Below are 26,762 nucleotides of genomic sequence, written 5' to 3' on the forward strand. Positions count from 1 at the left end.
TCTTGCCCCGCAGCCCCAAGGGCATAACTAACAACACAACAAAAAGAAAGTGAGACTATCATGGCTCAGAATGCAAATCTTATGGAACTGGCAGATGCACATACCGCTTTTGTTACTTCAGCAGAACTGGGAGCAGATGCAGCTTCTGAAGCGCCCGCAACTAGCCCCGTTTGTGTCGGCATCATTGTTGGTGCAACTCTGGGTACTGGCTGCTAGAAAAATATAAGTAACTATTTTGCAATTTTCCTCGCAGCACAAATAACGCTTAGAGGTGCTGGAAAGCGACTTGCAAAATATATTATAGAACTGGTGGGGAAAATTTTCATTTTTCATGTAATTTCCAGCGCCGCAACTAACTATAAACAAAATTTTTTATATTAGGACTTGCTGTTGCAAGTAACCCCTAATTACTTTTTATTTAAGGAGAACCGATTATGGCTCAGAATGCAAACCTTGTGGAACTGGCAGATGCACATACCGTTTTTGCTGCTTCAGCAGAACTGGGAGCAGATGCAGCTTCTGATGCACCCGCAACTACCCCTTTCTGCGCAGGCGTTGTTATCGGGTTGACTTTGACTGCTGGCTGCTAATAAATAGACGGTTGGTCACGATATATGCATAATTGTTTTGGTAAAAAGTGCGACCATTCGTTTATGAGTGCTTAGAAATTCTTTTATCTTGTGTATTTCGTGATGAAGTAATAAACGGTCGGTGCTGGAATTTTAACCTCACATCAAAATTCCAGCACCGCAACTATCTATAAACAAATTCATTCTATCAGTTAGAGGAATCTTATGGCACCGAAAAATCCTATAGATGAGCCACTGCAAGAAGACTTCTCCCTGCCTGGCTTCGGATACTCGAAGGTGGCGCTAGTACTAACAGGATCGGCTGTAACTCAGGTTATGCCCTACTGGATTGAATGGGCGAGAAAAACCATGCCACAGGTGGATTTTCGCATAATCATGCGTGAATCTGCATACCGGTTTGTGACAAGACATGGCATAGAATCAAGCTCACGTTCCCGAATCCAAAATGATATCTGGGCAGATAATATTATTGCTGAGCACATCGATATAGCTGAGTGGGCAGACCTCATATTAATCTATCCGGCTACCTTAGACTATGCTTCACGCTTAGCGCATGGAATTACAGACTCTCCTTCTCTTCTGGCTGCAATTGCTACAGAAGCGCAGGTCTGTATAGCCCCTTCCTTCCCCCCTCGGTCAATAAAACATCCTGCGATTCAAGAAGTGCTGAGGAAACTTCGTCAGCCTTCTGATTACCTGGTCATCGATCCTGTTCCGGGACCTAGCGAGTCAAGCGATACTGCTTTGGCCTGGGTTCCGCCAACTTTTGTTTCTGTACTTCGGATGATTGAAGGGCATCGGGTAGCTCGCTTAGGCTCAGCCTACGAAAGGGCAGCATGATCCTTACTGAGACTACACCCAGTCAGCCCGAGCGGACCCTACTATCATCTACCGGTCTTTTAAAGATTGAAAAGTGGTCTGCTGGCGAACAGCGAGGGCTGGTGCACACTTTAGGTAATTCAGCATCTCTGCCTTTTAACACCCTGCATTTCATGCCTCAAGAAGAACGACCTTCAGCTTTGGTGTGGGGGCAGGGAAGTTCCAAAGAACGTTTTTACCCTCTAACTGGGTATACACCAATCTATACCTGCGTGATGGATTCAGAAGGGCAGTACCACTTGAACTATTACCAGATGGTAGGAAAGGCTTGGGGATCCGCGCTGCGGGAAGTGCACCAGCTACCGGTCTCAGGAAATACACCATCTGCTTCCTACCTGCCTCGAACTGCGGTACGCTCCCACCACTGGCTGAATGAAGAGGGGTGGGAGTACCTCAACAAAGTTCTGGTCACTGAGCACTTTGAAAAGCTAAGGCAGTGGGAGAGGAGCGTTACCTGTGGTGCAAACTTGGTGGTATCGCACGGGAACGCAGGTTTTATTAGCTGGCTTGTCTCAGATAGGCAGGTTACTGGAGCCTTGTTAAGCGGCGAAGATGTTGGTTACGCCCTACCAGAATATGACATTGGCTGGGTCCTAGGAGAGTTTGCTGAATTATATGCTTTCTACCCTAGGTTGCGACCGAAACTGGTCAATCTCCAGAAAGGATTTCTCACAGGGTACGGGGACTTCCTGGAAAATAACTTAAATTCGGGCATCGCCTTCCGTCTTATTCATCATGCCTATGACTGGCACCATTATGCGGGAGCAAATCTTCAAGCCACTCAGCTTCTCATCGAATTAGCTACTGACTATCTTAATCGATAGATATGAAAGGGAGGTAACTTCTTATGAGTTTTAACCGTACACTCCTGAAAAATCACGGCCATGAAGAGCTTATAGTCGAGGGTTTACGTGCTATCGCTGTTCATGATCAAAGGGCAACTAATTTTTCTATCAGTTTGGCAGTACCTGCTGGTATGCGTGACGAGGAACCTGGGCAAGAAGGGTTCTTTCACCTTATCGAACACATGATTTACCAGGATTCTCATGCCTCTACAGCTGACCAGCGAGGCACTGCTATTTCAAGTGAAGGAGGAATTCTCGGCGGTAATACGCATATGGACTACACCGAGTTCTATGAGACAGGCAACCCAATTTATTTGAAAATTTCGCTACATAGAATCCTAGAACAGGTATTCTTTCCTGCCTTTAAAGTCCATCAGCTTGACGACCAAGTTCAAGCAGTTGCCACCGAACGCTTCCACAGACTGGCTAAAGCACCTGGTGGAGTTCTTCCTTGGCCACACCTTACCGGTCAGTTTTGGTCTGATTATGCTAACGGGCATGATGGTAGCGGTGATTTGGGGCTTCGTGAACGAGCCACCACCACTGCCCTCACCGACATCCATCAGCGTTACTATCAGCTGGGCGAGTCCGTTGTAGTAATTATTAGCCCGCTCCCTGCTGAACAAGTGTTCGGTTATGTTGAAAGAGCCTTGGCCAAACTAGGTTTAGTTCACCATGCACATAGTGCTGCCACTGCAAAAATAAGTCAGAGGAAAGGTGCTGGCCAGCCTATCCAGCGAAGCGTCACTAGCTATTTGAACCAGCCCGTAGAATGGGGTTCACGAAGGATTTCCGTGACCCGTAATGTCGATACAGATATAATCAGCCCTCATTTACTAGGTAGCTTGCTGGTGGCAGAAACCTTGTCTGGTGTGCGGGCATTAGATGCAAGTGCGGGTATCTTTGGCGTTGCTGATACACCATATGATGATCTTTTTGTTCTTGTTGATGACACCAATGCCCCTCTGGAACCTGCCGACCGTTTTAACTCGGTTAAAACAGCTTCGGATAGTGCTGTGAAACTTGCTGCTCAGAGAGCAATTCTTCGGCTGGAAAGCAATATTTATAACGATCAGAAAATCTCTCGTGTAATGGCTCGTGATGCTGTTATTCGATATGACCCTCACTATATCTATAGATTAACAAGGCGCCTCCGTAATATCGAAAATCAGACGGATACTCTACGGGAACTAGCCAATAAAGCTGCCGACTCTTTTGAAAACCAGGTTTTTGCTTCCCTAATTATCGGCACTAATACCTAAGAGGAATACCATTATGTTTACTCCGAAGAACTACACCCTCATTACTGTCAGCGATCACAGGTCAGAGCATACTTTTATGACAGTTGGCTGGCCTGCTGCCGCTCGTGAGAATTATCTAGAAGCTATGGTGATAGCTGCTGTGGAGCAGACCAACTTGGTCGTAGGTAGCCAACCCCTACTAATCATACGGGATAGTAATCAGCAGGTAGGATTAGCATCATTTGTGATGAACCCAACGAATGTGCAAACTTGGATACAGCACTTTACTCAAATTTTTGATGAGAATCCTGATATTTCTAGTGGCCAAGCAACAGTTGTCATTGTTGCTCCTGAAGCTGTGGCAAAGAGCTTCCCCGCCTTTTGCGTTCCCCCTACAACTGAGGCAGAGGAAGTAACTGCAAACCTTCAGCGATACCAGAAAGGCTCAACAGAACATATCATCATCGCAGGCCCGGAGCCAGCCGCCAAAGTGGGAAGCCTTGAAACCTTTGTTGCCATGTGTTTGCTCATGAATCCTATGAACCCGTTTGTGGCGTCGTGTCTACCCGCTAGGATTAGCCTTCAGCCGATGCGCGCATTGGTTGAAGGGAAACCACGTATCATCTGGAGCTGTAGTGGAGAAAATAGCGAAAGCGGAGAGATATTAGAAGTTCTAGAGAACACAGCAAAGGCAGTTATTAGTATTCCTGAAAATTATAGTAGGACGGAATTTGAGCAGGTTAAACAGTTTTCTTTCAGTAATCTCAGCCGCCCGCGTCTGGCACCCGATAATTTAGCAAGGTTTTTAACGCAGTACAGCGTGATGGGTTGGGGTATTGACGCTTTACTAGATACACATCGTATCAACAGCCTTAGCCTAGAGAATCTTGCCCCAGCTTTCGCTGAATTGGTCTATCCGATTGGAGCTGTTCTAGGGCTTGACCTTGTTAAAAAATAGTAAATTTATGGATTTACCAGGTTTTTAGGTTGATGAGGTTGTGTTCAATAGCTTTAACCAGAATCTGAACTCTGTCGCGTACCTGCATCTTTTCCATAATTTTCACAAAACGCGCTTTAATCGTTGATTCAGTAACAAAAAGTTCTGCAGCCATCTCTTTATTGTTCAACCCGCGGGCGAGAAGCTCAATAACCTCTATTTCTTTAGCGGTAAGAAGAGACATGAGTTCTTCATCGGGGGAAATCTCAGTAGGTATCGATTGTTCAAGCCCCTGCACCACATAACGGGTTACCTCAGGGGACAACACGGATCCACCGGCGTAAACGGTATGAATTGCGCTGGTGACCTCCTCAGGGAGAGAATCCTTCACCAGGTAACCTGACGCACCGGCTCGTAAGAGATCAACAACATAGCGATCAGTGGCAAAGGTGCTCAGCCCCAATATTCTTATATCAGGAAAAGAATGGTGAATATACTGGGTTGCCTCAACACCGTCCATCAGAGGCATCTGCATGTCCATCAAAATCACATCTGGTTGTAAAGCTCTTGCTTGTGAAATCGCCAACTTGCCATTTGAGGCTTCCCCTACCACTTCCAGGCTTTCATCAGAGGAAAGATAATCCCTCAAAATATTACGAATGAGGGATTCATCATCTACAAGGAGGACTTTAACCATGAATAGTTCCTTCGCTACGTGTAAACAAGCTAAAGTGGCAACTAAACCCTGGACATAGTTTTAGGCAGGGGGAGACTGACCTGGATTCTCCACACGCCGCCATCATCTTGATAAGACAATGTTCCGCCTAAGTCGTGAAATCTAGCCTTCATTGATTCTAACCCAGTCAAAGATGAAGAAACAGGTTCGTTGCGAGAGATAACGTTCTCTGAGGATAGCATGACGTTATGTTGCCCCACCGTAAGGTCAATTTTTACAGATCCATCAGGGGAACCGTGCTTGAGAATGTTGGTTCCTATCTCGCGAGCTGTACGTCGTAGCGCTTGACGTGATGCCAAAGGAATAAGGCTTACATCCCCATTAACAATCAAGGTAACAGTAAAACCTGCACCTTCTAGAGCATCAGATATTTTATGTAAATCGTGGGTGAGAGCCATTGCTGAAGTGGTTTCCCCTGAAAGTCGGGTGCTGCCCAGCAATAGATTCTCTTCCGCCTGGGGAGCACCGGGTAGTTCGCCCTCAGGCGAGTCATTTTTCTCAGCTTTAAGGACAGTCACCAGCTTGCGAAGATCCTCGAGCGCTTGACTTGCAGAATCCCCGATTCCAGTCAGAATAGCGGCTGTACTTTCTGAATTCTTTGCGAACTGTGCGCGTCGTGCCTGCATAGCGATAATGGTGACTTCATGCGCAACAATATCGTGTAACTCGTAGGCAAGACGAGTGCGTTCCTCATTCCGTGCCTGGAGTTGGGCTTCCCGAATAGCAATAATCTTTTGCTGGTCTTTTTCTCGCTGAAGCCGGAATTTTCTGAGTACTAATCCTGCGGCGTATGAAAACAGTGCTAATGATGATGTGAAGAGCTGAGCGATTGAAACATCGGACCCCCAGCTCGGGTATGCAACAAAAGCACATAGAACAATGCCGAACGTTATGACATGACGTTTTGGCGCCAGATAAGCGCAGTACACAGATACTAGAATTGCGGCTGATGAGAATCCAGCCCAGGTAAAACCGGAATCGCTATAGAGTACCGTAATGTTCGCAAGAGAAAAATACCAGCCATAAATGCCGGGCATGAGCCCAAACCCCATCATAAAAACGGGTAGATAGGCAATCGCAATAGCCCATACACGATTCTGAGTATCTGTGTTTTCATAGACCCCCAAAGATAAATCGACCGTAACAAAGATAAATACCAGGCAAATAAACAGTGCCCTCATGGGCGGACCAAGAGGAAACCACTTCTTGTTGGAGATACTACGGGGGCTTGTCGTCATGGGTTTATGCTATCAAACCCTTTCGCCATACTGCTTCGGAATATATGAATGTTAGTCACATATTCCTATTCTGCAAAGCCAGCCAAAGAAGGCAGGGGGTGCGATAGCTACTGAAGCTGAGGAAATCTGAACATCGATATTCCGTGGAAATGAAGTAGCCTGCGCAGGTGAAAACCCGAGGATGAGAGCAACGGCGACAGAGGTAAAAGCCAGCGCCTTGCGGATGTTCTTCATGGTTCGGAGTCCTTAACGTCGTGAGGTGAACTGTTGTCCTGCTATCTATTGTGGAGTATTAGGCTCCCTGAGGTGCATATACAAAAGTTCAGAAGAGGACTACCTATTGTTGTACTTAAGTTCAAGGTCTAAAGATTTTGTCTTCTGGACGAGCCCCGAAAGTTGGACTGAGCTAAATTCTAGGCGGCTAAGATATTCAAAACATGGCTCCGGTGCTCCAACGGAGCCAGACCCTTGAAGCGCTTCTTGCCCCTGCCATTGTTGTACCAACATATATATTTATCAACTACCTGACACCAATCCTCAACATTGGCGGAACTTTCTCCGTAATATATCTCAGATTTAAGGTGGCTGAAGAAATTCCCCATCACCGCATTATCGTAACCGTTACCCTTACACGGTATGGAATGAGCACCCCCTGACCGATTCAATTAGTTTCTTCTAACTGGAATGCTGATACTGGGAACCCCTGATTCGATGAGTTGTTCTCTTTGATGTTGGGTGAGAGAACTTCGTGTGCATATGAGAAATGCTCCCCGTTTGTTGGAGTTTGTTCTGTTGGTCCAACAAATGGGGAGCAGTTCACATGGGTGAAGAAGCAGGGTCTTTTGTAGGGGGCCCTTGCTATAGGGCTTGTTCTACCAGAGACTTTTCTACCAGGGCTTAGGCGTCGTGGCCGAAGTCGGTTTCGTGGTCAGTGACGAGGTGGGCGTTGCGGGAGATACCGTTAATCTCGTTGGGTACCTGGGGCAGGTCAGCGCTTGCGAAAACTTCAGCGGTGCCCTCAGACATCTTTGCCAGGGAGATAACGTGCAGCTTCTTAGTAGCGGGGTCGGTCACGTAAGCAGTTTCACCGTCAACCCAGATAGCGGGGCGGGGCTCCTGCCAGTCCTCAGGCTCGCTCCAGGGGGCTACAACGTCAACGGAACCCAGCTCGGTGCCGTCCTCAGCCCAGAAACGCAGCTTACCGTCAGTGGTCAAAACCAGGTGGGAGCCTTCAGGGCCACGGGCCAGGGAGCGGAAGGTGTAGGAGACACCCTCAGGTAGGGCAACCTTGGTGCGTTCCTTGGTGATGGTGTTAATCAGGGCGAACTGGCCGGGGCGTTCGAGTTCGGCGTCCTTATCGGTCTTGTAGTCAGCAAGTACGATAGCTGAGTCTGCTGAACCGAACTGGTTACCTGAACGTGAGTAGGGGTCTTCGGGGTTGGAGACCTTAGTGAAAGCGCCATCCTTGTAGATGAGAGCGCCGTCCTGGCAGCCAAGGGTGAAAGTGTCATCTGCGGCGATAGCTTCACCGTGAATACCGGGGCATTCCAGGTTCTCGGTGACTACAGACCCGTCAGCGTTAATGACGGCAGCGCCCGTGCCGGCTTCTTCGGTGCCAACTGAAACCAGGTACTGGTTGTTATCCAGGGGGATGGCAAGGCCGTGGTGGGCCTGGGGTAGCTTGATGGTTTCGGTGGTCAGGCTGGTGGCGGTGTAGTTATCTTCGCCGGTGAGTTCTGCCGGGTTGTAGATTTCGATAGTGCCGGTGTGATCTGCAAACATGGCGCTGCGACCGTGGTCGGTGATGACGTGGCCGGTGCCGTCAGCTGCGAAGCTGAGGTTAGTCAGGGTGGGGGTGGTGGTGTATGAGTGGCCGTGGTCGCCGTGCTTCTGTGACCAGGCGCCCATATCGAGCATGGTGAAGGAGGAGCCGTCAGCTACGACCAGGTGGCGGTTGTCGCCAGCGGACTGTAGGCGCAAGAAGCCGTCTTTTTCGATGGTTTCGATGACCTCGAAGGTCTTGCCGTCCACGATCATGATACCGCCATCGTAGGTCAGGGCGATGCGGGTTGAGGGAGTGGAGGCTTCGGTGATGACGGGGCGTTCTGCGGTTGCAGTGGCGCTGGGCTTGTCTGAGTTTGCGGTGTCAGCTGAGGTGTTCGCTGCCCCGCAGCCTGCAAGGGCAAGAGCTAGGGTAGCGCTGACAACGGTAAAGAGAGTATGAGAGGTTTTGTGCATGCACACCAGTCTAAACTAAATGAGAATCATTTACACAATATTGCTCTCAAAAAAGGCCCACACCTTTTACCGGTGCGGGCCCTCTCTTATCTCTAATGCACTAGAGCAGGTTGCCCTGGCCCAGCTCTTTGAGAGTATTGACAGTGTTCTTCACGCTCTGGGCGTCATTGCGCACGGTAACAAGCAGGGCATCTGCGGTATCAACCACAACTACATCGTCGATGCCAATGACCGAAATCTTGCGGCCGGTCTTGTTAACCACGATGCCGGTGGAGCTTTCACTCATGACGCTGGACTTATCTCCCAGCACGAAAAGCTCTTCACCGCTCTTTTCGATGTTCAGGCGGGCCACAGCATCAAAATCGCCCACATCGTCCCAGCTAAAACGCCCAGGGACCATAGCTACATCTCCGGCTGCTGCGGCGGGTTCCGCTACTGCATAGTCGATGGCGGTCTTGGGTAGGGTCTCCCAGAGACGGTTCATGCAGTCTTCGCGTGCGGGGGTATCCCAGGCGCGAGCAATTTCCATAATTCCGGCGTAAAGTTCCGGTTCGTTGGCTTCAAGGTGCTGCAACATGAGGGAAGCTGGGGCTACGAACATGCCAGCATTCCAGGTGTAGTCGCCACTGGCTAGATACTCTGAGGCGGTGGCCTGATCGGGTTTTTCAACGAACTGCTCAACAGCCAGGACGCTGGGAGCATCCTCTAGCCCCAGGTTCTGGGTTGCCTTGATGTAGCCAAAGGCGGTGGAAGGCTCAGTGGGCTCGATACCGATAGTGACAATCTTGCCGGAGGCAGCAGCATGGACAGCCTCACGTACTACAGCCTGGAATTCTTCAACAGGGCTGATGACGTGGTCAGCTGCGAAAGAGCCGATGATAGCCTCAGGGTCGCGCTCATGCAGGATGGCGCAGGCTAGGCCGATGGCGGCAGCGGAATCGCGGGGTGAGGGCTCGAGTACCAGGTCGGATCCGCGTAGCTCTGAAAGCTGTTGGGTGACGGCGTTGGCGTGGGCCTGGCCGGTGACGACAAGGACGCCGTTGGCTGCAAGGTCAACCAAGCGATCGTAGGTGGCGCGGAGCAGGGATGAACCTGTCCCGGTCAGGTCAAGCAGAAATTTAGGTTCTACGGCGCGAGAGAGGGGCCATAGGCGGGACCCTACGCCGCCGGCCGGAATGAGGGGGTAGAACCGTTCAAGTGGTGTTCTCATTGTTTTTACAGTGTACCGAGATTTGACGGCATAAGGATGAAATCTTTTCCCCTGCATATACGATAAGAGTCACTTTTGCTCTAAATCTTTATGGCAATTACCCTACGAAGCTCCCGAAAGGTAGTTTAAAGCCATAAAAATCTTCTCTAATATGGCGCAAAAAACTGGCCTGATGAGTGGTGACACGCTGTAAGTAAGTGACCTGAAAACCTGATAATCTAATGTTGAGTAGAACACACAATACGTATGTTGCGTAGGTGCGCTAACGGGTTGAACCTGTCGGTGTGTCACTTCGTAACACAGGAGGTTATCCAGTGCCGAATACATCCAAGGGCACGCTATACCGCGGCCGTGAAGGCATGTGGTCGTGGGTTGCCCACCGCATCACCGGTATCGCCATTTTCTTCTTCTTGCTAGTGCACGTGCTTGATACTGCCGTCGTCCGCGTCTCTCCTGAGGCCTACAACGCTGTCATGCACATCTACAAGAACCCCCTTATGGGTATGGGCGAAGCAGCCCTTGTGGCAGCTATCGTCTATCACGCCTTTAACGGCATCCGCATTATCCTGGTGGACTTCTGGAAGAACGGTGCCCGGAAGCAAAAAGCTATGCTCTGGGGTGTTCTAGTGCTCTGGGCTCTGGTCATGGTTCCCTTCCTCATCCGTCACATCATGCTCGTCTTTGGGGGTCACTAAGACATGGCAACTCCTCTGAAAACCAAGATTTCGGTTCCCCGCAGCCGCGACAACACCGTCTCAGGTGTCAAATACAATCGGGCCTCTTCTAAGCGCAACAACTTTGAGATGTTCGCCTGGCTCTACATGCGAGTATCTGGCGTTCTGCTGGTCATTCTGATTTTTGGCCACCTCTTCGTCAACCTCATGATGGGTGAAGGCGTACACCGTATCGACTTCGGTTTCGTCGGCGGTAAGCTAGCAAACCCCTTCTGGCAGGTCTGGGACCTGCTGCTCCTGTGGCTGGCTATGCTGCACGGGGCTAACGGCATCCGCGTGATCATCGATGATTATGCCGAAAAGGACTGGGTACGCTTCGTACTGAAGATAGCCCTCTTTTTAGCCACAGCTTTCGTTATTCTGCTGGGCACCCTGGTCATCTTCACCTTTGACCCCTGCCCCGCCGGTGCTGCCGCAGAACTTCTGCCCTCCATCTGCACCGCCCCCTAAGCTATTGGCGCTCTAGATTTTAGAAAGAAGCAACCAGACAATGCAGGTACATAAGTACGACGTCGTCATTATCGGCGCAGGCGGCGCAGGGATGCGAGCCGCTATCGAAGCTGGCCAGCGCGTCCGCACCGCTGTGCTCACCAAGCTCTACCCCACCCGCTCCCACACCGGTGCAGCCCAAGGCGGTATGTGCGCAGCCCTGGCCAACGTCGAAGAGGACAACTGGGAATGGCACACCTTTGACACCATCAAGGGCGGCGACTACCTAGTAGACCAGGACTCCGCAGAGGTCATGGCTAAGGAAGCCATCGACGCCGTGCTTGACCTAGAAAAGATGGGCCTTCCCTTCAACCGCACCCCCGAAGGCCGCATCGACCAGCGTCGCTTCGGTGGCCACACCCGCGACCACGGTAAAGCCCCAGTACGCCGCGCCTGCTACGCAGCAGACCGCACCGGCCACATGATTCTCCAAACCCTCTACCAGAACTGCGTGAAGCACAACGTAGAGTTTTACAACGAGTACTACGTGCTTGATCTTGTGATGGTAGAAGATGAGGACGGCGTCCGCCGCCCGGCAGGTGTCGTATCCTACGACCTAGCTACCGGCGATGTGCACGTCTTCCAAGCCAAGAGCGTTATCTTCGCGTCCGGTGGTTGCGGCAAAATCTTCAAGACCACCTCCAACGCTCACACCCTCACCGGTGACGGTATGGCCATCGCCCTGCGTAACGGCATCCCGCTAGAAGATATGGAATTTGTGCAGTTCCACCCCACCGGCCTTGCTGGTCTGGGCATTCTGGTTTCTGAGGCTGCCCGCGGTGAAGGCGGTATTCTGCGTAACTCTGACGGTGAGCGCTTCATGGAACGCTACGCCCCCACCATTAAAGACCTGGCTCCCCGCGATATCGTGGCCCGTTCTATGGCTAACGAGGTTCGTGAAGGGCGAGGCTGCGGCCCCAACAAGGACTACGTCCTACTGGACCTCACCCACCTTGAACCCGCCCACATCGACGAGAAACTGCCTGATATTACCGAGTTTGCTCGCACCTACCTGGGTGTAGAACCCTACACCGAGCCGGTACCGGTCTTCCCCACAGCCCACTACGCTATGGGCGGTATTCCCACCAACATCAAGGCAGAGGTACACGCCAACTCTGAGGACACCATCCCCGGCCTCTACGCTGCCGGTGAGGTAGCCTGCGTCTCAGTACACGGTTCCAACCGCCTGGGCACCAACTCCCTGCTCGACATTAACGTCTTCGGTAAGCGTGCTGGCATGTACGCGGCAGAATACGCAGCCTCCACCGATTTCCTGCCCATCCCTGAGGACGCCGCAGATGCCACCTTGGAACTGCTCAACCAGATCCGTAACGGTGAAGGCACCGAAAAGGTGGGCCAGCTCCGCAAGGAACTGCAGGAGGTCATGGACACAGACATGCAGGTCTTCCGCACCGAAGAAACCATCCACAAGGCCGTCGATAAGATTGTTGAACTGGAAGAACGCTACAAGAACATCCAGATTCAGGACAAGGGCAAACGCTTTAACCTTGACCTGTTAGAAGCAGTTGAGCTGGGCTTCTTGCTGGAACTAGCTAAGGTCATGTCTATTGCGGCCCTGCACCGCAAGGAATCCCGCGGCGGTCACTTCCGTGAGGACTACCCTGAACGCGATGACGCCAACTTCATGAAGCACTCAATGGTCTACCTCGATGAGAACGCCGAGATGGAAGGCATCAAGGGCCTACGCTTTGACACTAAGCCCGTGACCTTCACCCGCTACGAACCGATGGAGCGTAAGTACTAAAATGGCTGAATTTGAAGCACGTGAACCCGAATCCAAGGTTGAGCTAGAGTCTGAGTCAGGCGAAGCGGGCGCTATCCCCACTTTCGACGTGACGGTACAAGTTCGCCGCTACAACCCTGAAGAGTCAGCAGAGGCCCACTGGGACGAATTCAAGCTGACCATGTACGACACCGACCGTGTACTCGATGCCCTGCACAAGATTAAGTGGGAGATTGACGGTTCCCTGTCCTTCCGCCGATCCTGCGCCCACGGTATCTGTGGCTCTGATGCCATGCGCATCAACGGTCGTAACCGTTTGGCCTGTAAGGTCCTGCTCAAAGACCTTGACCTGTCTAAGCCCATCATCGTTGAACCTATCAAGGGCCTGCCCTGCGAAAAGGATCTCATCGTAGATATGGAACCCTTCTTCCAGTCCTACCGCGAGATTATGCCCTTCTTAATCAACGGCACCCATGAGCCAGAGCGTGAGCGCCACCAGTCCCAAGAGGACCGCGCCCGCTTCGATGACACCACCAAGTGCATTCTCTGCGCGGCCTGCACCTCGTCCTGCCCCATCTTCTGGACTGACGGCCAGTACTTCGGCCCGGCAGCTATCGTCAACGCCCACCGCTTCATCTTCGACTCTCGTGATGACGCCGGTGACATGCGCCTTGAGATTCTTAACGATAAGGAAGGCGTCTGGCGTTGCCGCACCACCTTCAACTGCACCGAGGCATGCCCGCGAGGCATTGAGGTAACTAAGGCCATTGCCGAGGTTAAGCAAGCTATCTTGGCTCGCTCCCTCTAAACACCGGTAGAAAGTCGCGCTCCATATCCCTGTAGAGCGCGACTTTTTTGTACGAAGGAATGCTGGTGCGGCAGACTCACGCTCGCTGCCGACCCTCTCGCTGGTTCGCTAGCGCTCACAAGCGATTCACGCCAGCCCCGAGCCAGCAGCTTCGCTGTGAGTCTGCTGCCCCCTATAGACAAACAATTCAGGGAGCAGGGGTATTGGGGCTACTCTATATACATGTCCTCCTATTCTTTTGCTGCAAGTTCTTTGGATCTAAGCGCTCCTTTCTTTGCCCAGCGCATTCGCTCTCTCGTGCCTGAACTTATTAAGTTCCGCAGGAGCGTCCATCAGAACCCTGAGCTGTCTTACCTGGAGAATAAGACGACTGAACGTATCTTCCACACGCTCACTGAGGCAGGGCTACACCCTCAGCATTTGAAGGGAACCGGCTGCTATGTGGATGTAGGCTCTGGCCCCATGGCTGCTGCCCTGCGCGCAGATATAGACGCCCTGCCCATTCAAGAAGAAACCGACTTGCCCTACGCTTCGCAGATAGATGGGATCATGCACGCGTGTGGGCACGATATTCACCAGACCGTCATGCTAGGTGTGGCTATTGCTTTGCACCGTTTGCACAGCGAGATTCCGCTAGGTGGTACGGTGCGTATAATCTTCCAGCCAGCTGAGGAGCAACTACCTGGTGGGGCAGTGGATGTGATTGCTCAGGGCGTTCTTAAAGGGGTGCCTCGTGCCTTTGCCTTGCACTGCGAACCTAAGGTGGATGTGGGCAAAATTGGCACCCGCATTGGGGCAATTACTAGTGCATCAGACACCATCAAAATTATTCTTAAGGGCCGGGGCGGGCACACCTCCCGCCCCCATCTGACAGAAGATGTTATCTATGCCCTATCTCAAATTGCTATTAACGTGCCTGCGGTGCTTTCCCGTAAGACGGACGTCCGCTCCGGGGTGCTGGTGGCCTGGGGGCAGATTGAGGCGGGGGTTGCTCCTAACGCTATTCCTTCTACCGCTTTCCTTGCCGGTACCATGCGCTGTTTAGATGTGGACGCTTGGCGGCAGGCTGGTACCATGCTCGATGAGGTGGTCGGTCAAATTGCTGCCCCCTATAACGTAGAGGTTGAGCTGGAGCACTACCGGGGGGTTCCGCCCTCGGTCAATGTCGAAGATGAGGTGGCCATGATTGAGGCTGCTTCGCGTGCGGAACTGGGGGAGGACTCTGTGGTGCTGGTGGAGCAGTCCATGGGTGGAGAGGATTTCGCCTGGATGCTGCAGGAGGTGCCTGGTGCTTTGATCCGCCTGGGTACTCGTGTGCCCGGTGGTGTTACCTACGATTTGCACCGGGGCGATTATGCACCTGATGAGCGTGCTATCGGGTATGGGGTGCAGGTTATGGCGGCGACGGCTCTGCGGGCTATCCGCACGGAGCTATCTCGCAGTTAACCTTCATTTTTTGCTGGCCGGCGTTTTTAGAAAATTTTTTCAGGTATGACGCAGGACGCTGCTGGGCGGGGGTGTCTGCTTGTGCGTGTGATTAGCCTAAACGCTGTTTTCTTCCGTGAAAGAGCAGTGTTTTGTTACGTGATTCACTTCCTGTCTGATGAATAGGGGGTGAATAGGAAGATAAATCACACTAAGATGTGTTGTGTTACGCAAAATATTCTCTGAAAGTAGCACTCGCATATAGACGGCGTCAATGATGCGCCGCTGGCTTTCAGGGCTGTACGAAAAGGACCTCCATGGCTTTCTCACGTAAGCACCTTGCATCCACCGGTTCCATCCTGGGTATCTCAGCCCTGCTCTTCTCAGCATGTGGCGCTGCCCCCGAAAACTCATCCTCAGCCTCCGGCGAGAACAGCGACTACCTGGGCTGTATCGTCTCTGACTTCGGCGGCTTCAACGACAAGTCCTTCAACCAGAACTCCTACAAGGGCCTGAAAGACGCTGTTACCGACTACGGTATTGACTTCAAAGAAGCTCAGTCCTCATCAGACACCGACTACGGCCCCAACGTCAACCAGATGGTCCAGTCAGGCTGCAACCTGACCATCACCGTCGGCTTCAACCTGGCCAAGACTACCGAAGAAGTAGCAAGCCAGAACCCCGATATGCACTTTGCTATCGTCGATGATAACTCCATCGAACTGGACAACGTGCGCCCCATCATCTTCGATACCGCCCAGGCTGCCTTCCAGGCAGGCTACCTGGCTGCCTCCCAGACCAAGACCGGTAAGGTCGCAACCTACGGCGGCGCCCAGTACCCCACCGTTACCATCTTCATGGACGGCTTCGCCCAGGGCGTTGCCTACTACAACCAGCAGAAGGGCACCAACGTGCAGGTGCTGGGCTGGAACACTCAGAACCAGTCAGGTACCTTCACCGGGGACTTCGATGACGCCTCAAAGGGCAAGGTCAACACCCAGAACTTCCTGGACCAGGGCGCTGACATCATCCTGCCCGTAGCTGGCCCTGTAGGCGCTGGCACCCTCGAAGCAGTCAAGGAATACAACGCCACCAACCCTGAGCACACCGCCTCCGTTGTCTGGGTTGACGCCGATGGTGTTGAAACCAACCCTGAGTACGCTGACATCATCTTGACCTCTATCCTCAAGAAGATGGACACCGCCGTCACCGAGACCATCAAGGCAGATTTGGACGGCAACTTCACCTCCGATGCCTACATCGGCACCCTGGAGAACGACGGCGTGGCTCTGGCTCCCTTCCACCACTTCGACTCAGCAGTCTCAGGTGAGACCAAGGCTGAGCTCGACAAGATCAAGGAAGACATCATCTCTGGCACCATTAAGGTCGAAACCGCAGGTACCCCCACCGCCTAGGCAGGTAGGTTGGCTGTGGACTCCTAGATAACGGCTCACACCCTCACCCATGAGGGCGTGAGCCGTTTTGTCTGTCTCGCGAACTTACCTCGACGAACTTACCTCGACAAGTAGCCTTTAGCGATAGGTGTCTCAACCGCTAAACTAGGCAACAAACGCTCCTTCACTCTGCAGCCCTCACCCGGCTGTAGCGTGTGCCCGGTTCTCACACAGAAAGCCACCCCATGAAACTCGAACTGCGCAAGGTCACCAAACGCTTCGGTGACTTTACCGCGAACGACAGCATCGACCTTGTGGTCCGCCCCGGCACAGTCCACTGCCTACTGGGCGAAAACGGCGCAGGCAAATCCACCCTCATGAACGTCATCTTTGGCCTCTACCAGCCCACCGAAGGGCAGATGCTTATCGACGACCAGCCAGTTGAGTTCTCCGGGCCCTCAGATGCCATGGCTGCAGGTATCGGCATGGTACACCAGCACTTCATGCTGGTACCCGTCTTTACCGTCGCCGAAAACGTCGCCCTAGGCTCCGAATCTCTTAAAGACGGCACCCTGGACCTAGAAACCACCCGCCGTAAAATTCGAGAAATCTCAGACCGCTACGGGTTCGCCGTTGATCCCGACGCCATCGTGGAAAACCTACCCGTGGGTGTGCAACAGCGCGTGGAAATCATCAAGGCCCTGGTGCGCGATGCAGAAATCCTGATTCTAGACGAGCCCACCGCCGTGCTCACCCCTTCTGAAACTGACCAGCTCCTGGGCATCATGGACCAGCTCCGCAAAGACGGCAAGTCCCTGCTCTTCATCTCCCACAAGCTCCGCGAAGTGCGCGAAATATCAGATGATATCACCGTCATCCGCCGCGGCAAGGTCGTCGGTCAGGCAGATCCCTCTATGTCCACCACCGAGCTAGCTTCGCTCATGGTAGGTAAGGCGGTGCAACTCACCGTCGATAAGGACGAGGCCCACACCAACGACCAGACCTTCGCCGTAGAAAATCTCTCCTTGGTCGCCGATAACGGACTGGCCCTGCTCAAAGACGTCACCTTCACCGTCCAGGGCGGAGAAATTCTTGCCATCGCCGGTGTGCAAGGCAACGGCCAGACCGAACTAGCAGAAACCATCATCGGCTTGCACCCCAAGGCTAGCGGCTCCATGAAACTCAACGGCACCGAGCTACTAGGCAAGACCACCAAACAGGTGCTTCGCGCAGGTGTAGGTTTCGTACCCGAAGACCGCAGCAAGGACGGCCTGGTCGGCTCCTTCTCCATTGCAGAGAACCTGGTCCTGGACCTCTTCGACACCAAAGAATTCTCATCAGCCGGAACCCTCAACCGCACCAAAATTTCTGAAAACGCTGACCGAGTAGGCACAGAGTTCGATATTCGTATGGGCTCCAAGGAGCACGCCGCCTCAACTCTCTCTGGCGGTAACCAACAGAAAATTGTGGTCGCCCGCGAACTCTCCCGCCCCCTCCAACTCTTCGTCGCCTCCCAGCCCACCCGCGGCGTCGATGTCGGCTCCATCGAATTCATCCACAAACGCATCGTCGAAGAACGAGACAAGGGCGTGCCCGTTATCATCGTCTCCACCGAACTCGATGAAGTCTACGGGCTTGCTGACCGCATCGCCGTCTTCTTCCACGGCGAGCTCATGGGCATCGTCCCGCCCAGCACACCCCGCTCCGTCCTTGGCCAGATGATGGCAGGAGCCACCTACCAAGAAGCCCTGGCAGCCTCTACAGACCACCAAGAAACTCCCAGTACTTCCCACGCCGCACACACGGCACCTACCCCCAAGACCCCCTGGGCAGAAGGAGAAGAGAATGAGCGAGCATAAGCCCGCAAACCCGCAGGTAGACCCTGCCCTTGCTGCCGACACAGCAGTCAAAACCCCGCCCCAGGACGCTCCCTCCCAGCTAGTAGCCACACAGAAGCCAACCACCTTTACCCGCATCGCAGGTGGCAGCATCGGCCTGTCTATCGGCGCAGCTCTAGCAGCTTTCATCGTCGGTGGGCTACTGATTGCAGTAACCGACCCGGCCACCCAGAAAGCGGCCTCCTACTTCTTCGCCCGCCCCATGGACACCCTCAGCGCAGGCTGGAACGCCGCCTACCAGGCCTACCTAGCCCTTCTCCAGGGCGCAATCTACAACCCCAAGGGTAGAAGCTTCGCCCAACAGATCCGACCCATTACCGAAACCCTCACTATGGCCACTCCGCTCATCTTTGCGGGCCTGGCCGTAGCACTCTCCTTCCGCGCAGGGCTCTTCAACATCGGTGCTCAGGGCCAAATCATTCTCGGCGCAATCGTCTCCGGCTGGGTTGGCCTCAACGCAGGCCTACCCCTGCCCCTCATGATTCCCCTCATCATCCTCGGCGGCATCATCGGCGGTGCCCTCTGGGGTGGAACCATCGGCCTCCTCAAAGCCAAGACAGGGGCCCACGAAGTCATCCTGTCCATCATGATGAACTACATCGCCGCCCACCTCCTGACCTACCTGCTCAAAACCCCTGTCCTCCAAGCCACCGGTAGCTCCAACCCCATCTCCGACTCCCTCCCCGCAAACGCAGTCTTCCCCCTGCTCCTGGGCAACCCCTTCCGCCTGCACCTAGGTTTCCTCGTTGCCATCGTGGCCGTCATTTTCGTTAGCTGGCTATTGAACCGCTCCACCACCGGCTTCCGCCTGCGCGCAGTTGGTGCTAACCCCAACGCCGCCCGCACCGCCGGAATCTCAGTTGCTTCCGGCTACATCATCGTCATGGCTATTTCCGGTGCCCTCGCAGGCCTGGCAGGTACCGCCCAAGTCTCCGGTACCGAAAAAATTATCACCATCGGCATCGCAGGCTCACTAGGCTTTGACGCCATCACCGTAGCCCTGCTAGGACGCTCCACCCCCTGGGGCACCTTCTTCGCCGCCATCCTCTTCGGCGCCTTCCGCGCAGGCGGCGTGACCATGCAAGTTGCCACCGGAACCAACATCGATATCGTCCTGGTTCTTCAGGCCCTGATTGTGCTCTTCATTGCCGCACCCCCGCTGGTTCGGGCCATCTTCCGCCTGCCTGACCCCACCGGCAAACCCAAGAAAAAGAAGACAGCTAAAAAGAAGGCCGTGGAGGCATAACCATGAGCGTCATCGCAACTTCAAAAACCGCCACCACCAAACCCCAAGAAAAACAGGCCGTTAAAAACTGGAAGAACACCGCCATCTACGGCGTCCTTGCAATTCTTGCTACCTACCTCATCGCCCTCCGCGCCCCCCAAAGCACCCTACGCCTGGGCATCTCAGAGGGGGTGAGCTGGTTCTCCGCCCGGCCCCTGAGCATCAATCCCCACATCTACGGCTGGGTAGCCTCTGCCATTATGCTTGCCCTGGCAGGCTACGCCCTGATTACCACCTCGGTTGGCAAACCCCTAGGCCGCTGGGTAGCGCCCCTCTTCTGGCTGACCTTCGCCACCGGCCTACTCATCTGGGCCATCGGCTCCACCACCAACCCAGAACTCTCCCTCGTCTCCCTACTCAACGGCGCCGTGCTTCTCTCCATCCCCATGATCTTCGGATCCATGGGCGGCCTACTGTGTGAGCGCTCTGGCATCGTTAACATCGCAATTGAAGGTCAACTCCTCCTAGGGGCCTTCTCAGCCGTCATTGTCGGTTCTACCACCGGCAGTCCCTGGGCAGGTCTTCTAGCAGCCATGGTAGGTGGCATGCTTGTCTCAACCCTGCTAGCCCTCTTCTCCATCAAGTACCTGGTAGATCAGGTTATCGTTGGTGTTGTGGTCAACGTGCTGGTCTCAGGTCTGACTGGCTTCCTCTATGCCCGCGTCCTTGAACCTAACGCCGCCACCCTCAACTCAGCTCCCAAGCTACCGGCCTTCGCTATCCCTGGGCTTTCTGAGATTCCGGTGCTTGGGCCCGTCCTCTTCAACCAGAACGTGCTGGTCTATCTCATGTATGTGGTGGTAGCTCTCATCTGGTTCGCCCTGAATAAGACCCGCTGGGGGTTGCGCACTCGTGCAGTTGGTGAGCACCCTAAGGCTGCTGACACCCTGGGCGTGAACGTTAACCGTCTACGCGCCACCAACGTCCTGTTGGCGGGTGCTGTAGCAGGTATGGGTGGGGCCTTCTTCACCCTGGTTTCTGTTTCAGCTTTCAACTCTGATATGACGGCCGGCCAAGGCTACATCGCCCTTGCTGCCCTCATTTTCGGCCGTTGGACTCCTATTGGGGCTCTCTCAGCGGCTCTGCTCTTTGGCTTCTCCCTCAACTTGCAGTTTGTGCTCTCTATTCTGGGCACTAGTGTGCCTACCGAGTTGCTGGCTATGTTGCCCTACTTGGTCACTATCTTCGCGGTGGCGGGCCTGGTTGGGCGCTCCCGTGGCCCTGCCGCTGTGGGTAAGCCCTACATCAAGGAGTAGGTCCGGACGGACGGGTGGCCGCTACCTTCACATGGGGTAGCGGCCACTGCCGTCTTAACGTTCTTAAATTTCGGCTACCGGGGCGTCCGCCTCCCCGTGCTGATAGAAAACTTGCAAAGGAAGATACCAATGACTCCACAAGAGATTGACTGGGACCAGCTCACCGCTGCTGCAACCGCAGCCCTAGCGAACTCTTACTCGCCCTACTCCAACTTCGCGGTGGGCGCGGCTGCCCTGACCACTGATGGGCGTCTGATTACTGGCGCTAATATCGAAAATGCCTCTTACGGGCTGACTCTTTGTGCCGAATGTTCCTTGGTGTCTGAGCTCTTCCGCACCGGTGGCGGCAAGCTGGCTGCCTTTGCCTGCGTTGATAAGGAGGGGAAGGCTCTCATGCCCTGCGGGCGGTGCCGTCAGTTGCTCTATGAGCACAGTGCCCCCGGTATGCTTCTGCGTTCTACTAGTGGGGTGCTGACCATTGAGCAGATGCTGCCGGATGCTTTTGGCCCTGACCGTCTAGCTACCTCCTAAGTTGCTGGACTATTTGTGATCTGGCACCTCTTTGGGGCCCTGCACTGGGGCGTGAACTGGCATACTGGAAGATAAGACCCTAACAGGATGGCAAGAGAAGGTAGGGGAGTGACGCTACACCCCAGCCGGAAAGGTGGGTGCTTGAGCACTGAAGCTTTTGATGCCGTAGATATCATCCGCACTAAGCGCGACCGAGGAACCCTCACCAAGGAGCAGATTGATTGGGTGATTGATGCTTACACCCGTGATTGTGTTGCCGATGAGCAGATGAGTGCTCTGGCTATGGCTATTTTTCTGAACGGTATGAACCGGCAAGAGATTGCCTGCTGGACCGATGCCATGATTCGCTCTGGTGAACGTATGGACTTCTCATCTATTATTGGGCCCGGTAAAAAGGTTGCTACCGCAGATAAGCATTCAACCGGCGGTGTGGGCGACAAAATTACTCTGCCTCTTGCCCCATTGGTGGCCGTGTATGGGGTGGCGGTACCTCAACTTTCTGGCCGCGGCCTAGGCCACACCGGGGGAACCTTAGATAAGCTTGAGGCGATTCCTGGCTGGCAGGCCAATATCTCTAATGAGAAGACTCTCCACATTCTGGGTACGGTTGGTGCGGTCATCTCGGCCGCTGGTTCTGGTTTGGCTCCTGCCGATAAGAAGCTCTATGCGCTGCGCGATACTACCTCAACGGTTGAGGCTATTCCCCTGATTGCCTCATCAATTATGAGCAAGAAAATTGCAGAGGGTACCGATTCTTTAGTGCTGGACGTCAAGGTCGGCTCTGGTGCTTTTATGAAGGACGCCGCCCGCGCCCGCGAACTGGCTGAGATCATGGTGGAGCTGGGCCAAGGGGCCGGTGTGAGAACCAGTGCCTTGCTGACCGCTATGGATACTCCACTTGGTCTGGCGGTTGGTAACGCTAATGAGGTTGCGGAATCTGTTGAGGTTCTTGCCGGTGGTGGGCCTAACGATATTGTTGAGCTCACCGTGGAGCTTGCCCGCGTCATGCTAAAAAATTCTGGTATCGACGCTGACCCGGCTGAAGCTTTAGCCGATGGGCGGGCCATGGATAAGTGGCGTGAGATGATCTCAGCCCAGGGCGGTGACCCTGATGCGCCCCTGCCTCAGGCCCGTGAAACTCATACTATCTACGCAGAGACCAGCGGCACCCTGACTCGCCTGGACGCGCTAGCTGTGGGCATGGCCTCCTGGCGTCTGGGTGCAGGGCGGGCCCGCAAGGAAGACCCCGTGCAACTGGCCGCAGGTATCAACTTGCACGCTAAGCCCGGGGACACCGTCACCGCAGGCCAGCCTCTGATGACCCTGATGACTGACACCCCTGAACGCTTTGCCCGAGCCTTGGAATCGCTCAAAGGCGCTTGGGCTATCGGCGACCATTACACCCCTACCGGCCTGATTCTCGATAGAATCAACGCTTAAAGCTATCTTTGACCTTGCAAGAAAAGAGAAAAATCGTGGGCCTATTTAGCCGCAAAAAAACTCAGGTACCTGCCTCTGACCAGCAGACCGCCCAGCGGGATGTTCTGGCAACTAGCCTTGACACTGAGCAGGCTCCCACCTCTCAGATATCTGAGGCTACTGCCCCTGCCTCACTTCGCCCTGCTCAGTCCGGCGCCGGTGAGGGTCTTAAGGCCGTTGTTAAGCTCATGCGCGCCAAGACAGAAGGCCAAGTGACTTTGAACCTGACCCAGAATGCTGGGGAGATGAAGTACACCCTCTACCAGCGGGGTCAGGAGGTAGAGTCTGGGCTGGTCACTCCCGATACCGAATGGTTCCAGGCTGTAGCTGACCTCTATGTGGAGGAAGAAAAGAGTGAGCGCGGCGCCTGGAACCGGGCCCTGATTGTGGTCAATCCTGCTATCGGCAGTGACGCGGCTGTGCACGCTTCTTTCATGAACACCTCCACCAGCAAGACCCACAACCTCAACTATGCCCTTGATATGGGTGGTACCCCGGAGCAGCAGCTTGAAGACCGTATGAGCCGTATTTCAGCTCGCCTGGCCCAGGACAAAACCCCAGTTGAGACAGCTGTGACCCCTGCCCCCGTTGAGGGCGCTGATGCTGAGGTGGTGGCCTCTTCAGAAGTGACCGTAACGGAAGTACCTGCTGAGCCTGCTGCACAGGAGTCTGCTGATGTAGAGCCTGCTGCACACGAGTCTGCTGATGTAGAGCCCGCTGAGCTGGAATCTGCTGAGGGTATTCCCGCAGATGATGTAACTTCCGCAGACGATGCAAGTCCCGCTGAAAAAGCTGGCGCAGAAGATAGCACTGACCAGCCCACTGACGAAGAGACTGAGAGTCGCCAGCTACCAGCCCACCTGGACGACAACGAATTTGAGACCGAGGACCAGCCCCAAGAACCCGATACACACACCCCGGTTTCTGCCCTGCCCGCGTCCGCACCGACCCTGGATGCGCCCATGAGCAGCACCAGCGTGGACGTTGCCCCCTCCTTCTCTGACCACAGCCAGCCCAAGCCCTCTACCACCAAGAAGGCCAGCGGCAACCTGGTACTCACTGAAGCTGAGGTCGTCTCCCGTTTCGCCCCTGCCTACCAGGCCCTCTTCGGGGCAGAAGGTAGCGCCCGCGACGTCTCTACCGTGCTGATTCGTGTACGTACTCTAGGGTCCTACTACGATGCCCTGACCCATGTTCGTCGTAAGGGCTTCTGGGAGCAGGTGCGCACCTTCGACCTCGTCCCCGAAGAAACCCTGGCCATTTTGCAGCTCAAGGCTGACTCCTACAAGGAAGGTCACGGCTCACCCCTGGCTATTAACATCCGCTTCACTCCTGGCACGCCGGTTGACGTTTCCTTTGACTACGCCGATGAGGAGGCTTTCGTCCGCTACCCTGAGCACCTACCTGCCCAGCAGTACGTTGAGGAGCTACGCATGTTCCCCCGCACCGGTGAGAACATCCCGGCCCACATGAGCGAGGCCCTGGCCTCCTGGACCTTCTAGGCCCTTACCTCCCCTGATATACCCCGCCCCGAAAGAGCCCCAACCCTTTCGGGGCGGGCCCCTTACTGAAAGAGCTAAGACGGCATGAGCACCCCCGCCCCCACCCTGACCTGGTTACAGAAACTCCCCAAGGTCTGCCTGCACGATCACCTCGATGGTGGGCTGCTACCCCAGACCCTTATCGAACTAGCCCAAGAGATAGGGCACACCTTGCCCGCTACCGACTCGCAGGAACTGGGGGAGTGGTTCAAACAAGCAGCGGACTCCCGCTCCCTGGCCCGTTACCTAGAGACCTTTGAGCATACCGTAGCGGTCCTGCAAACTGCCGATAATCTGCGCCGGGTGGCCCGCGAGCACGTGCTCACCCTAGCTGCTGACGGTGTTATCTACGGTGAGGTGCGCTGGGCCCCCGAACAGCACCTGCGCGGTGGGCTGAGCTTGGGCCAGGCTGTTGAGGCGGTAGCAGAAGGCCTGATGGACGGCATGGAAGAGGTCGCTAAGGCCGGTGGGCGAATCCTGGTCAACCAGATTCTCTGCGCCATGCGCCACCAGAAGAATTCCCTCGAGGTCGTGAAAACTGCCCTAAAGTACCGGGCGCTGGGCGTGGTGGGCTTTGACCTGGCAGGGCCTGAGGACGGCTACCCCCCAGCTTTATGCGCCGATGCCCTCAACCTTGCCGCCGAGCACTTCCTGCCGGTGACCCTCCACGCCGGTGAAGCCTTCGGCCTGGCCTCTATCCGCCAGGCCCTAGTAACCGGCCGCGCCCTACGCTTGGGGCACGGTGTGCGCATCACCGAAGATATTACTGCCCGCACACTGGCAGAGATTGACCCCGATGGGTCCTTAATGCCCGGTGCTGACCCCACCCAGAGCGTCCTGCAACTGGGTGAGGTTGCTGAGGCTGTGAAAAACCGCCGTATCGTGTTGGAGACCTGCCCTTGCTCTAACCTGCAGACTGACGCTGCGGAAAAGGCGAGCAGGGTGGGGCAGGGCAAGGACTTTGAACCGGCCCTTACTCATGAGGAGCACCCGGTTGCCTTGCTGTTACAGGCTGGGTTTGCGGTCACTATTAACCCCGATAACCGGCTTATGAGCGCTACCAGCATGACCCGCGAATTTGCTGAACTGGCCACCCACCACGGGTTTGGCGTACCTGAATTTTTTGAGGTCACTTATAACGCCGTTAATGGGGCCTTTTGCTCTTTCGATGAGAAGCAGGCCCTGTTAGCTAGCATCCAGAGCGCTTACGGGCAGTTAGCCTTGGAAGAACCAGGCCAAACCCAGGCACCGGGCCGCCAGGCACCAGAGCAGGCCCCGAATCAGACACGGGCCCAGGCCCAGGGGGAGTGAGGCCAGCCGTGGCAGAGGAAAACACCGCAAGCTCCACCCCAGATAGTCTAGGAGCCAGCTTTGAGCACCTCATGGGGCTCATGCACACCCTCCGCAGCCCCGGCGGCTGCGCCTGGACCAAGGCCCAAACCCACGCCTCTATCATGCACTTCCTGATCGAAGAAACTTACGAGGTCGCTGAGGCCGTTGAAGCACCTGGCGGAATCAACCTGCCCCTGCTGCGCGAGGAACTGGGGGACGTGCTCCTCAACGTCATCTTTCATGCCACCATGGCCTCAGAAACCCCCGCAGAGCAGGGCGGCTTCACCATGCAGGAGGTTATCAAGGGCTTAGCTGCCAAGCTGATAGGCCGCAACCCTCACGTCTTTGGGGCCCCGGCAGATAGGCGCGAAAATCTGAGCGCTACCGACATCTCCGAGGCCTGGGACCACCTCAAAAAAGCTGAAAAACCTGAACGCACCGGCCCCTTCGACGGGCTACCCCCGGCCCTGCCTGCGCTCGCTCTTGCCGCTAAGGTCGGGCAGAAAGCTGAGGCTGCCGGGGTTGATGTGAACCCTGCGGACGCTGGTGGGCAGCCTCCTGCCTTCGGTACAGAACAGGAGCTTGGGGCTTATCTTTATGCTTTAGTAGATGCTGCCCGCTCCTGCGGGCTTGATGCGGAACGTGCCCTGCGCACCTATGTGCAGGGGATAACCCAATAAAAGCTGCCCAAATATCGTAGAGGGCACTATTTGGCCCGACGATTTTCTTACCATTGGGTAGTTGTGACCCGTTGGTTAGAATCCACTAAAACCTCAGGGGCCCTGAAGAAAACCGTCCAGATGGGGGATTTCCTGTGTGTTTATGTGGGTGTTTTGGTAGACTGGGGGCATAAATGCGCCCGGGCATGGGAGCCCGGTCAGCCAAGTGGCTGTAGCGCTATATAGCCATTCTCATTTTTTATCCTTCAAGGA

At 54.6% G+C, this 26,762-nt stretch carries 25 protein-coding genes; 20 read left to right on the forward strand and 5 right to left on the reverse strand.

What is annotated here, in order from left to right; genetic code table 11:
- The first annotated feature begins 60 nt into the window (after positions 1-60).
- From ACED87_RS00290 to ACED87_RS00315, 6 genes are all read left to right on the forward strand, one after another.
- Positions 61-216, forward strand: coding sequence for a hypothetical protein (locus ACED87_RS00290; protein WP_449082010.1), 156 nt, complete (start codon positions 61-63; stop codon positions 214-216).
- 218 nt (positions 217-434) lie between these two features.
- Complete coding sequence (locus ACED87_RS00295) at positions 435-590, forward strand: hypothetical protein (protein ID WP_449082012.1); 156 nt, start codon at positions 435-437, stop codon at positions 588-590.
- 204 nt (positions 591-794) lie between these two features.
- Positions 795-1,430, forward strand: coding sequence for a flavoprotein (locus ACED87_RS00300; protein ID WP_449082013.1), 636 nt, complete (start codon positions 795-797; stop codon positions 1,428-1,430).
- On the forward strand, positions 1,427-2,293 hold the full coding sequence (locus tag ACED87_RS00305; protein WP_449082015.1) for a hypothetical protein: 867 nt from the start codon (positions 1,427-1,429) through the stop codon (positions 2,291-2,293). The genes ACED87_RS00300 and ACED87_RS00305 overlap by 4 nt, the downstream gene beginning before the upstream one ends.
- 23 nt (positions 2,294-2,316) lie before the next feature.
- Positions 2,317-3,576 carry a M16 family metallopeptidase gene (locus ACED87_RS00310; RefSeq protein WP_449082016.1) on the forward strand — a complete coding sequence of 420 codons (1,260 nt, stop codon included), beginning with the start codon at positions 2,317-2,319 and terminating at the stop codon, positions 3,574-3,576.
- Positions 3,577-3,589: 13 nt separating this feature from the next.
- Positions 3,590-4,513: a hypothetical protein gene (locus tag ACED87_RS00315; RefSeq protein WP_449082018.1), complete on the forward strand. Its 924-nt coding sequence runs from the start codon at positions 3,590-3,592 to the stop codon at positions 4,511-4,513.
- Positions 4,514-4,526: 13 nt separating this feature from the next.
- Here ACED87_RS00315 and ACED87_RS00320 read toward each other — a convergent pair whose 3' ends face one another.
- The 5 genes from ACED87_RS00320 to ACED87_RS00340 all read right to left on the reverse strand — a co-directional run bounded on the left by ACED87_RS00320 (position 4,527) and on the right by ACED87_RS00340 (position 9,914).
- Positions 4,527-5,189: a response regulator gene (locus tag ACED87_RS00320; RefSeq protein WP_449082020.1), complete on the reverse strand. Its 663-nt coding sequence runs from the start codon at positions 5,187-5,189 to the stop codon at positions 4,527-4,529.
- A 41-nt stretch (positions 5,190-5,230) separates the two neighbouring features.
- Positions 5,231-6,466, reverse strand: a complete 1,236-nt coding sequence (locus ACED87_RS00325; protein ID WP_449082022.1) for a sensor histidine kinase — start codon at positions 6,464-6,466, stop codon at positions 5,231-5,233.
- Between the two features lie 413 nt (positions 6,467-6,879).
- Positions 6,880-7,068 carry an IS3 family transposase gene (locus ACED87_RS00330; protein ID WP_449082184.1) on the reverse strand — a complete coding sequence of 63 codons (189 nt, stop codon included), beginning with the start codon at positions 7,066-7,068 and terminating at the stop codon, positions 6,880-6,882.
- 295 nt (positions 7,069-7,363) lie between these two features.
- A complete protein-coding gene (locus ACED87_RS00335; RefSeq protein ID WP_449082024.1) occupies positions 7,364-8,704 on the reverse strand; it encodes a hypothetical protein in 1,341 nt (446 codons plus the stop codon).
- Positions 8,705-8,804: 100 nt separating this feature from the next.
- Positions 8,805-9,914: a mannose-1-phosphate guanylyltransferase gene (locus tag ACED87_RS00340; RefSeq protein WP_449082026.1), complete on the reverse strand. Its 1,110-nt coding sequence runs from the start codon at positions 9,912-9,914 to the stop codon at positions 8,805-8,807.
- Between the two features lie 314 nt (positions 9,915-10,228).
- Between ACED87_RS00340 and sdhC the strand changes: the two genes are divergently transcribed.
- The 14 genes from sdhC (at position 10,229) to ACED87_RS00410 (ending at position 26,510) form a co-directional block, all read left to right on the forward strand.
- Positions 10,229-10,609, forward strand: coding sequence for a succinate dehydrogenase, cytochrome b556 subunit (sdhC, locus tag ACED87_RS00345; RefSeq protein ID WP_449082028.1), 381 nt, complete (start codon positions 10,229-10,231; stop codon positions 10,607-10,609).
- Between the two features lie 3 nt (positions 10,610-10,612).
- Positions 10,613-11,098: a succinate dehydrogenase hydrophobic membrane anchor subunit gene (locus ACED87_RS00350; RefSeq protein ID WP_449082030.1), complete on the forward strand. Its 486-nt coding sequence runs from the start codon at positions 10,613-10,615 to the stop codon at positions 11,096-11,098.
- A 40-nt stretch (positions 11,099-11,138) separates the two neighbouring features.
- Positions 11,139-12,902, forward strand: a complete 1,764-nt coding sequence (sdhA, locus tag ACED87_RS00355; protein ID WP_449082032.1) for a succinate dehydrogenase flavoprotein subunit — start codon at positions 11,139-11,141, stop codon at positions 12,900-12,902.
- 1 nt (position 12,903) lies between these two features.
- A complete protein-coding gene (locus tag ACED87_RS00360; RefSeq protein ID WP_449082034.1) occupies positions 12,904-13,689 on the forward strand; it encodes a succinate dehydrogenase iron-sulfur subunit in 786 nt (261 codons plus the stop codon).
- A 222-nt stretch (positions 13,690-13,911) separates the two neighbouring features.
- Entirely contained in the window at positions 13,912-15,135 is a 1,224-nt protein-coding gene (locus ACED87_RS00365; protein WP_449082036.1) for an amidohydrolase, read from the forward strand.
- Positions 15,136-15,431: 296 nt separating this feature from the next.
- Complete coding sequence (locus ACED87_RS00370) at positions 15,432-16,529, forward strand: BMP family lipoprotein (protein ID WP_449082038.1); 1,098 nt, start codon at positions 15,432-15,434, stop codon at positions 16,527-16,529.
- 224 nt (positions 16,530-16,753) lie between these two features.
- On the forward strand, positions 16,754-18,367 hold the full coding sequence (locus ACED87_RS00375) for an ABC transporter ATP-binding protein (protein WP_449082039.1): 1,614 nt from the start codon (positions 16,754-16,756) through the stop codon (positions 18,365-18,367).
- On the forward strand, positions 18,354-19,652 hold the full coding sequence (locus ACED87_RS00380) for an ABC transporter permease (RefSeq protein ID WP_449082041.1): 1,299 nt from the start codon (positions 18,354-18,356) through the stop codon (positions 19,650-19,652). Before ACED87_RS00375 ends, ACED87_RS00380 begins: the two co-directional genes overlap by 14 nt.
- Positions 19,653-19,654: 2 nt before the next feature.
- Complete coding sequence (locus ACED87_RS00385; protein ID WP_449082043.1) at positions 19,655-20,947, forward strand: ABC transporter permease; 1,293 nt, start codon at positions 19,655-19,657, stop codon at positions 20,945-20,947.
- 129 nt (positions 20,948-21,076) lie between these two features.
- Positions 21,077-21,478: a cytidine deaminase gene (locus tag ACED87_RS00390; RefSeq protein WP_449082045.1), complete on the forward strand. Its 402-nt coding sequence runs from the start codon at positions 21,077-21,079 to the stop codon at positions 21,476-21,478.
- A gap of 141 nt (positions 21,479-21,619) precedes the next feature.
- Positions 21,620-22,918, forward strand: a complete 1,299-nt coding sequence (locus ACED87_RS00395) for a thymidine phosphorylase (RefSeq protein WP_449082047.1) — start codon at positions 21,620-21,622, stop codon at positions 22,916-22,918.
- A 35-nt stretch (positions 22,919-22,953) separates the two neighbouring features.
- Entirely contained in the window at positions 22,954-24,459 is a 1,506-nt protein-coding gene (locus tag ACED87_RS00400; protein ID WP_449082049.1) for a hypothetical protein, read from the forward strand.
- A gap of 84 nt (positions 24,460-24,543) precedes the next feature.
- Complete coding sequence (locus ACED87_RS00405) at positions 24,544-25,809, forward strand: adenosine deaminase (protein WP_449082050.1); 1,266 nt, start codon at positions 24,544-24,546, stop codon at positions 25,807-25,809.
- A gap of 8 nt (positions 25,810-25,817) precedes the next feature.
- Complete coding sequence (locus ACED87_RS00410; RefSeq protein WP_449089388.1) at positions 25,818-26,510, forward strand: MazG nucleotide pyrophosphohydrolase domain-containing protein; 693 nt, start codon at positions 25,818-25,820, stop codon at positions 26,508-26,510.
- The last annotated feature ends 252 nt before the right edge of the window (positions 26,511-26,762 follow it).

This window comes from Rothia sp. 32237D007AR, from assembly GCF_053544675.1.

Coding starts and splice junctions, on each gene's coding strand:
- ACED87_RS00335 (WP_449082024.1), bottom strand. CDS start 8,704: ATGCACAAAACCTCTCATACTCTCTTTACCGTTGTCAGCGCTACCCTA.
- ACED87_RS00325 (WP_449082022.1), bottom strand. CDS start 6,466: ATGACGACAAGCCCCCGTAGTATCTCCAACAAGAAGTGGTTTCCTCTT.
- ACED87_RS00320 (WP_449082020.1), bottom strand. CDS start 5,189: ATGGTTAAAGTCCTCCTTGTAGATGATGAATCCCTCATTCGTAATATT.
- ACED87_RS00405 (WP_449082050.1), top strand. CDS start 24,544: ATGAGCACCCCCGCCCCCACCCTGACCTGGTTACAGAAACTCCCCAAG.
- ACED87_RS00290 (WP_449082010.1), top strand. CDS start 61: ATGGCTCAGAATGCAAATCTTATGGAACTGGCAGATGCACATACCGCT.
- ACED87_RS00365 (WP_449082036.1), top strand. CDS start 13,912: ATGTCCTCCTATTCTTTTGCTGCAAGTTCTTTGGATCTAAGCGCTCCT.
- ACED87_RS00360 (WP_449082034.1), top strand. CDS start 12,904: ATGGCTGAATTTGAAGCACGTGAACCCGAATCCAAGGTTGAGCTAGAG.
- ACED87_RS00380 (WP_449082041.1), top strand. CDS start 18,354: ATGAGCGAGCATAAGCCCGCAAACCCGCAGGTAGACCCTGCCCTTGCT.
- ACED87_RS00390 (WP_449082045.1), top strand. CDS start 21,077: ATGACTCCACAAGAGATTGACTGGGACCAGCTCACCGCTGCTGCAACC.
- ACED87_RS00315 (WP_449082018.1), top strand. CDS start 3,590: ATGTTTACTCCGAAGAACTACACCCTCATTACTGTCAGCGATCACAGG.
- ACED87_RS00300 (WP_449082013.1), top strand. CDS start 795: ATGGCACCGAAAAATCCTATAGATGAGCCACTGCAAGAAGACTTCTCC.
- ACED87_RS00305 (WP_449082015.1), top strand. CDS start 1,427: ATGATCCTTACTGAGACTACACCCAGTCAGCCCGAGCGGACCCTACTA.
- ACED87_RS00310 (WP_449082016.1), top strand. CDS start 2,317: ATGAGTTTTAACCGTACACTCCTGAAAAATCACGGCCATGAAGAGCTT.
- ACED87_RS00330 (WP_449082184.1), bottom strand. CDS start 7,068: ATGGGGAATTTCTTCAGCCACCTTAAATCTGAGATATATTACGGAGAA.
- ACED87_RS00340 (WP_449082026.1), bottom strand. CDS start 9,914: ATGAGAACACCACTTGAACGGTTCTACCCCCTCATTCCGGCCGGCGGC.
- ACED87_RS00375 (WP_449082039.1), top strand. CDS start 16,754: ATGAAACTCGAACTGCGCAAGGTCACCAAACGCTTCGGTGACTTTACC.
- ACED87_RS00350 (WP_449082030.1), top strand. CDS start 10,613: ATGGCAACTCCTCTGAAAACCAAGATTTCGGTTCCCCGCAGCCGCGAC.
- ACED87_RS00370 (WP_449082038.1), top strand. CDS start 15,432: ATGGCTTTCTCACGTAAGCACCTTGCATCCACCGGTTCCATCCTGGGT.
- sdhA (WP_449082032.1), top strand. CDS start 11,139: ATGCAGGTACATAAGTACGACGTCGTCATTATCGGCGCAGGCGGCGCA.
- ACED87_RS00295 (WP_449082012.1), top strand. CDS start 435: ATGGCTCAGAATGCAAACCTTGTGGAACTGGCAGATGCACATACCGTT.
- ACED87_RS00385 (WP_449082043.1), top strand. CDS start 19,655: ATGAGCGTCATCGCAACTTCAAAAACCGCCACCACCAAACCCCAAGAA.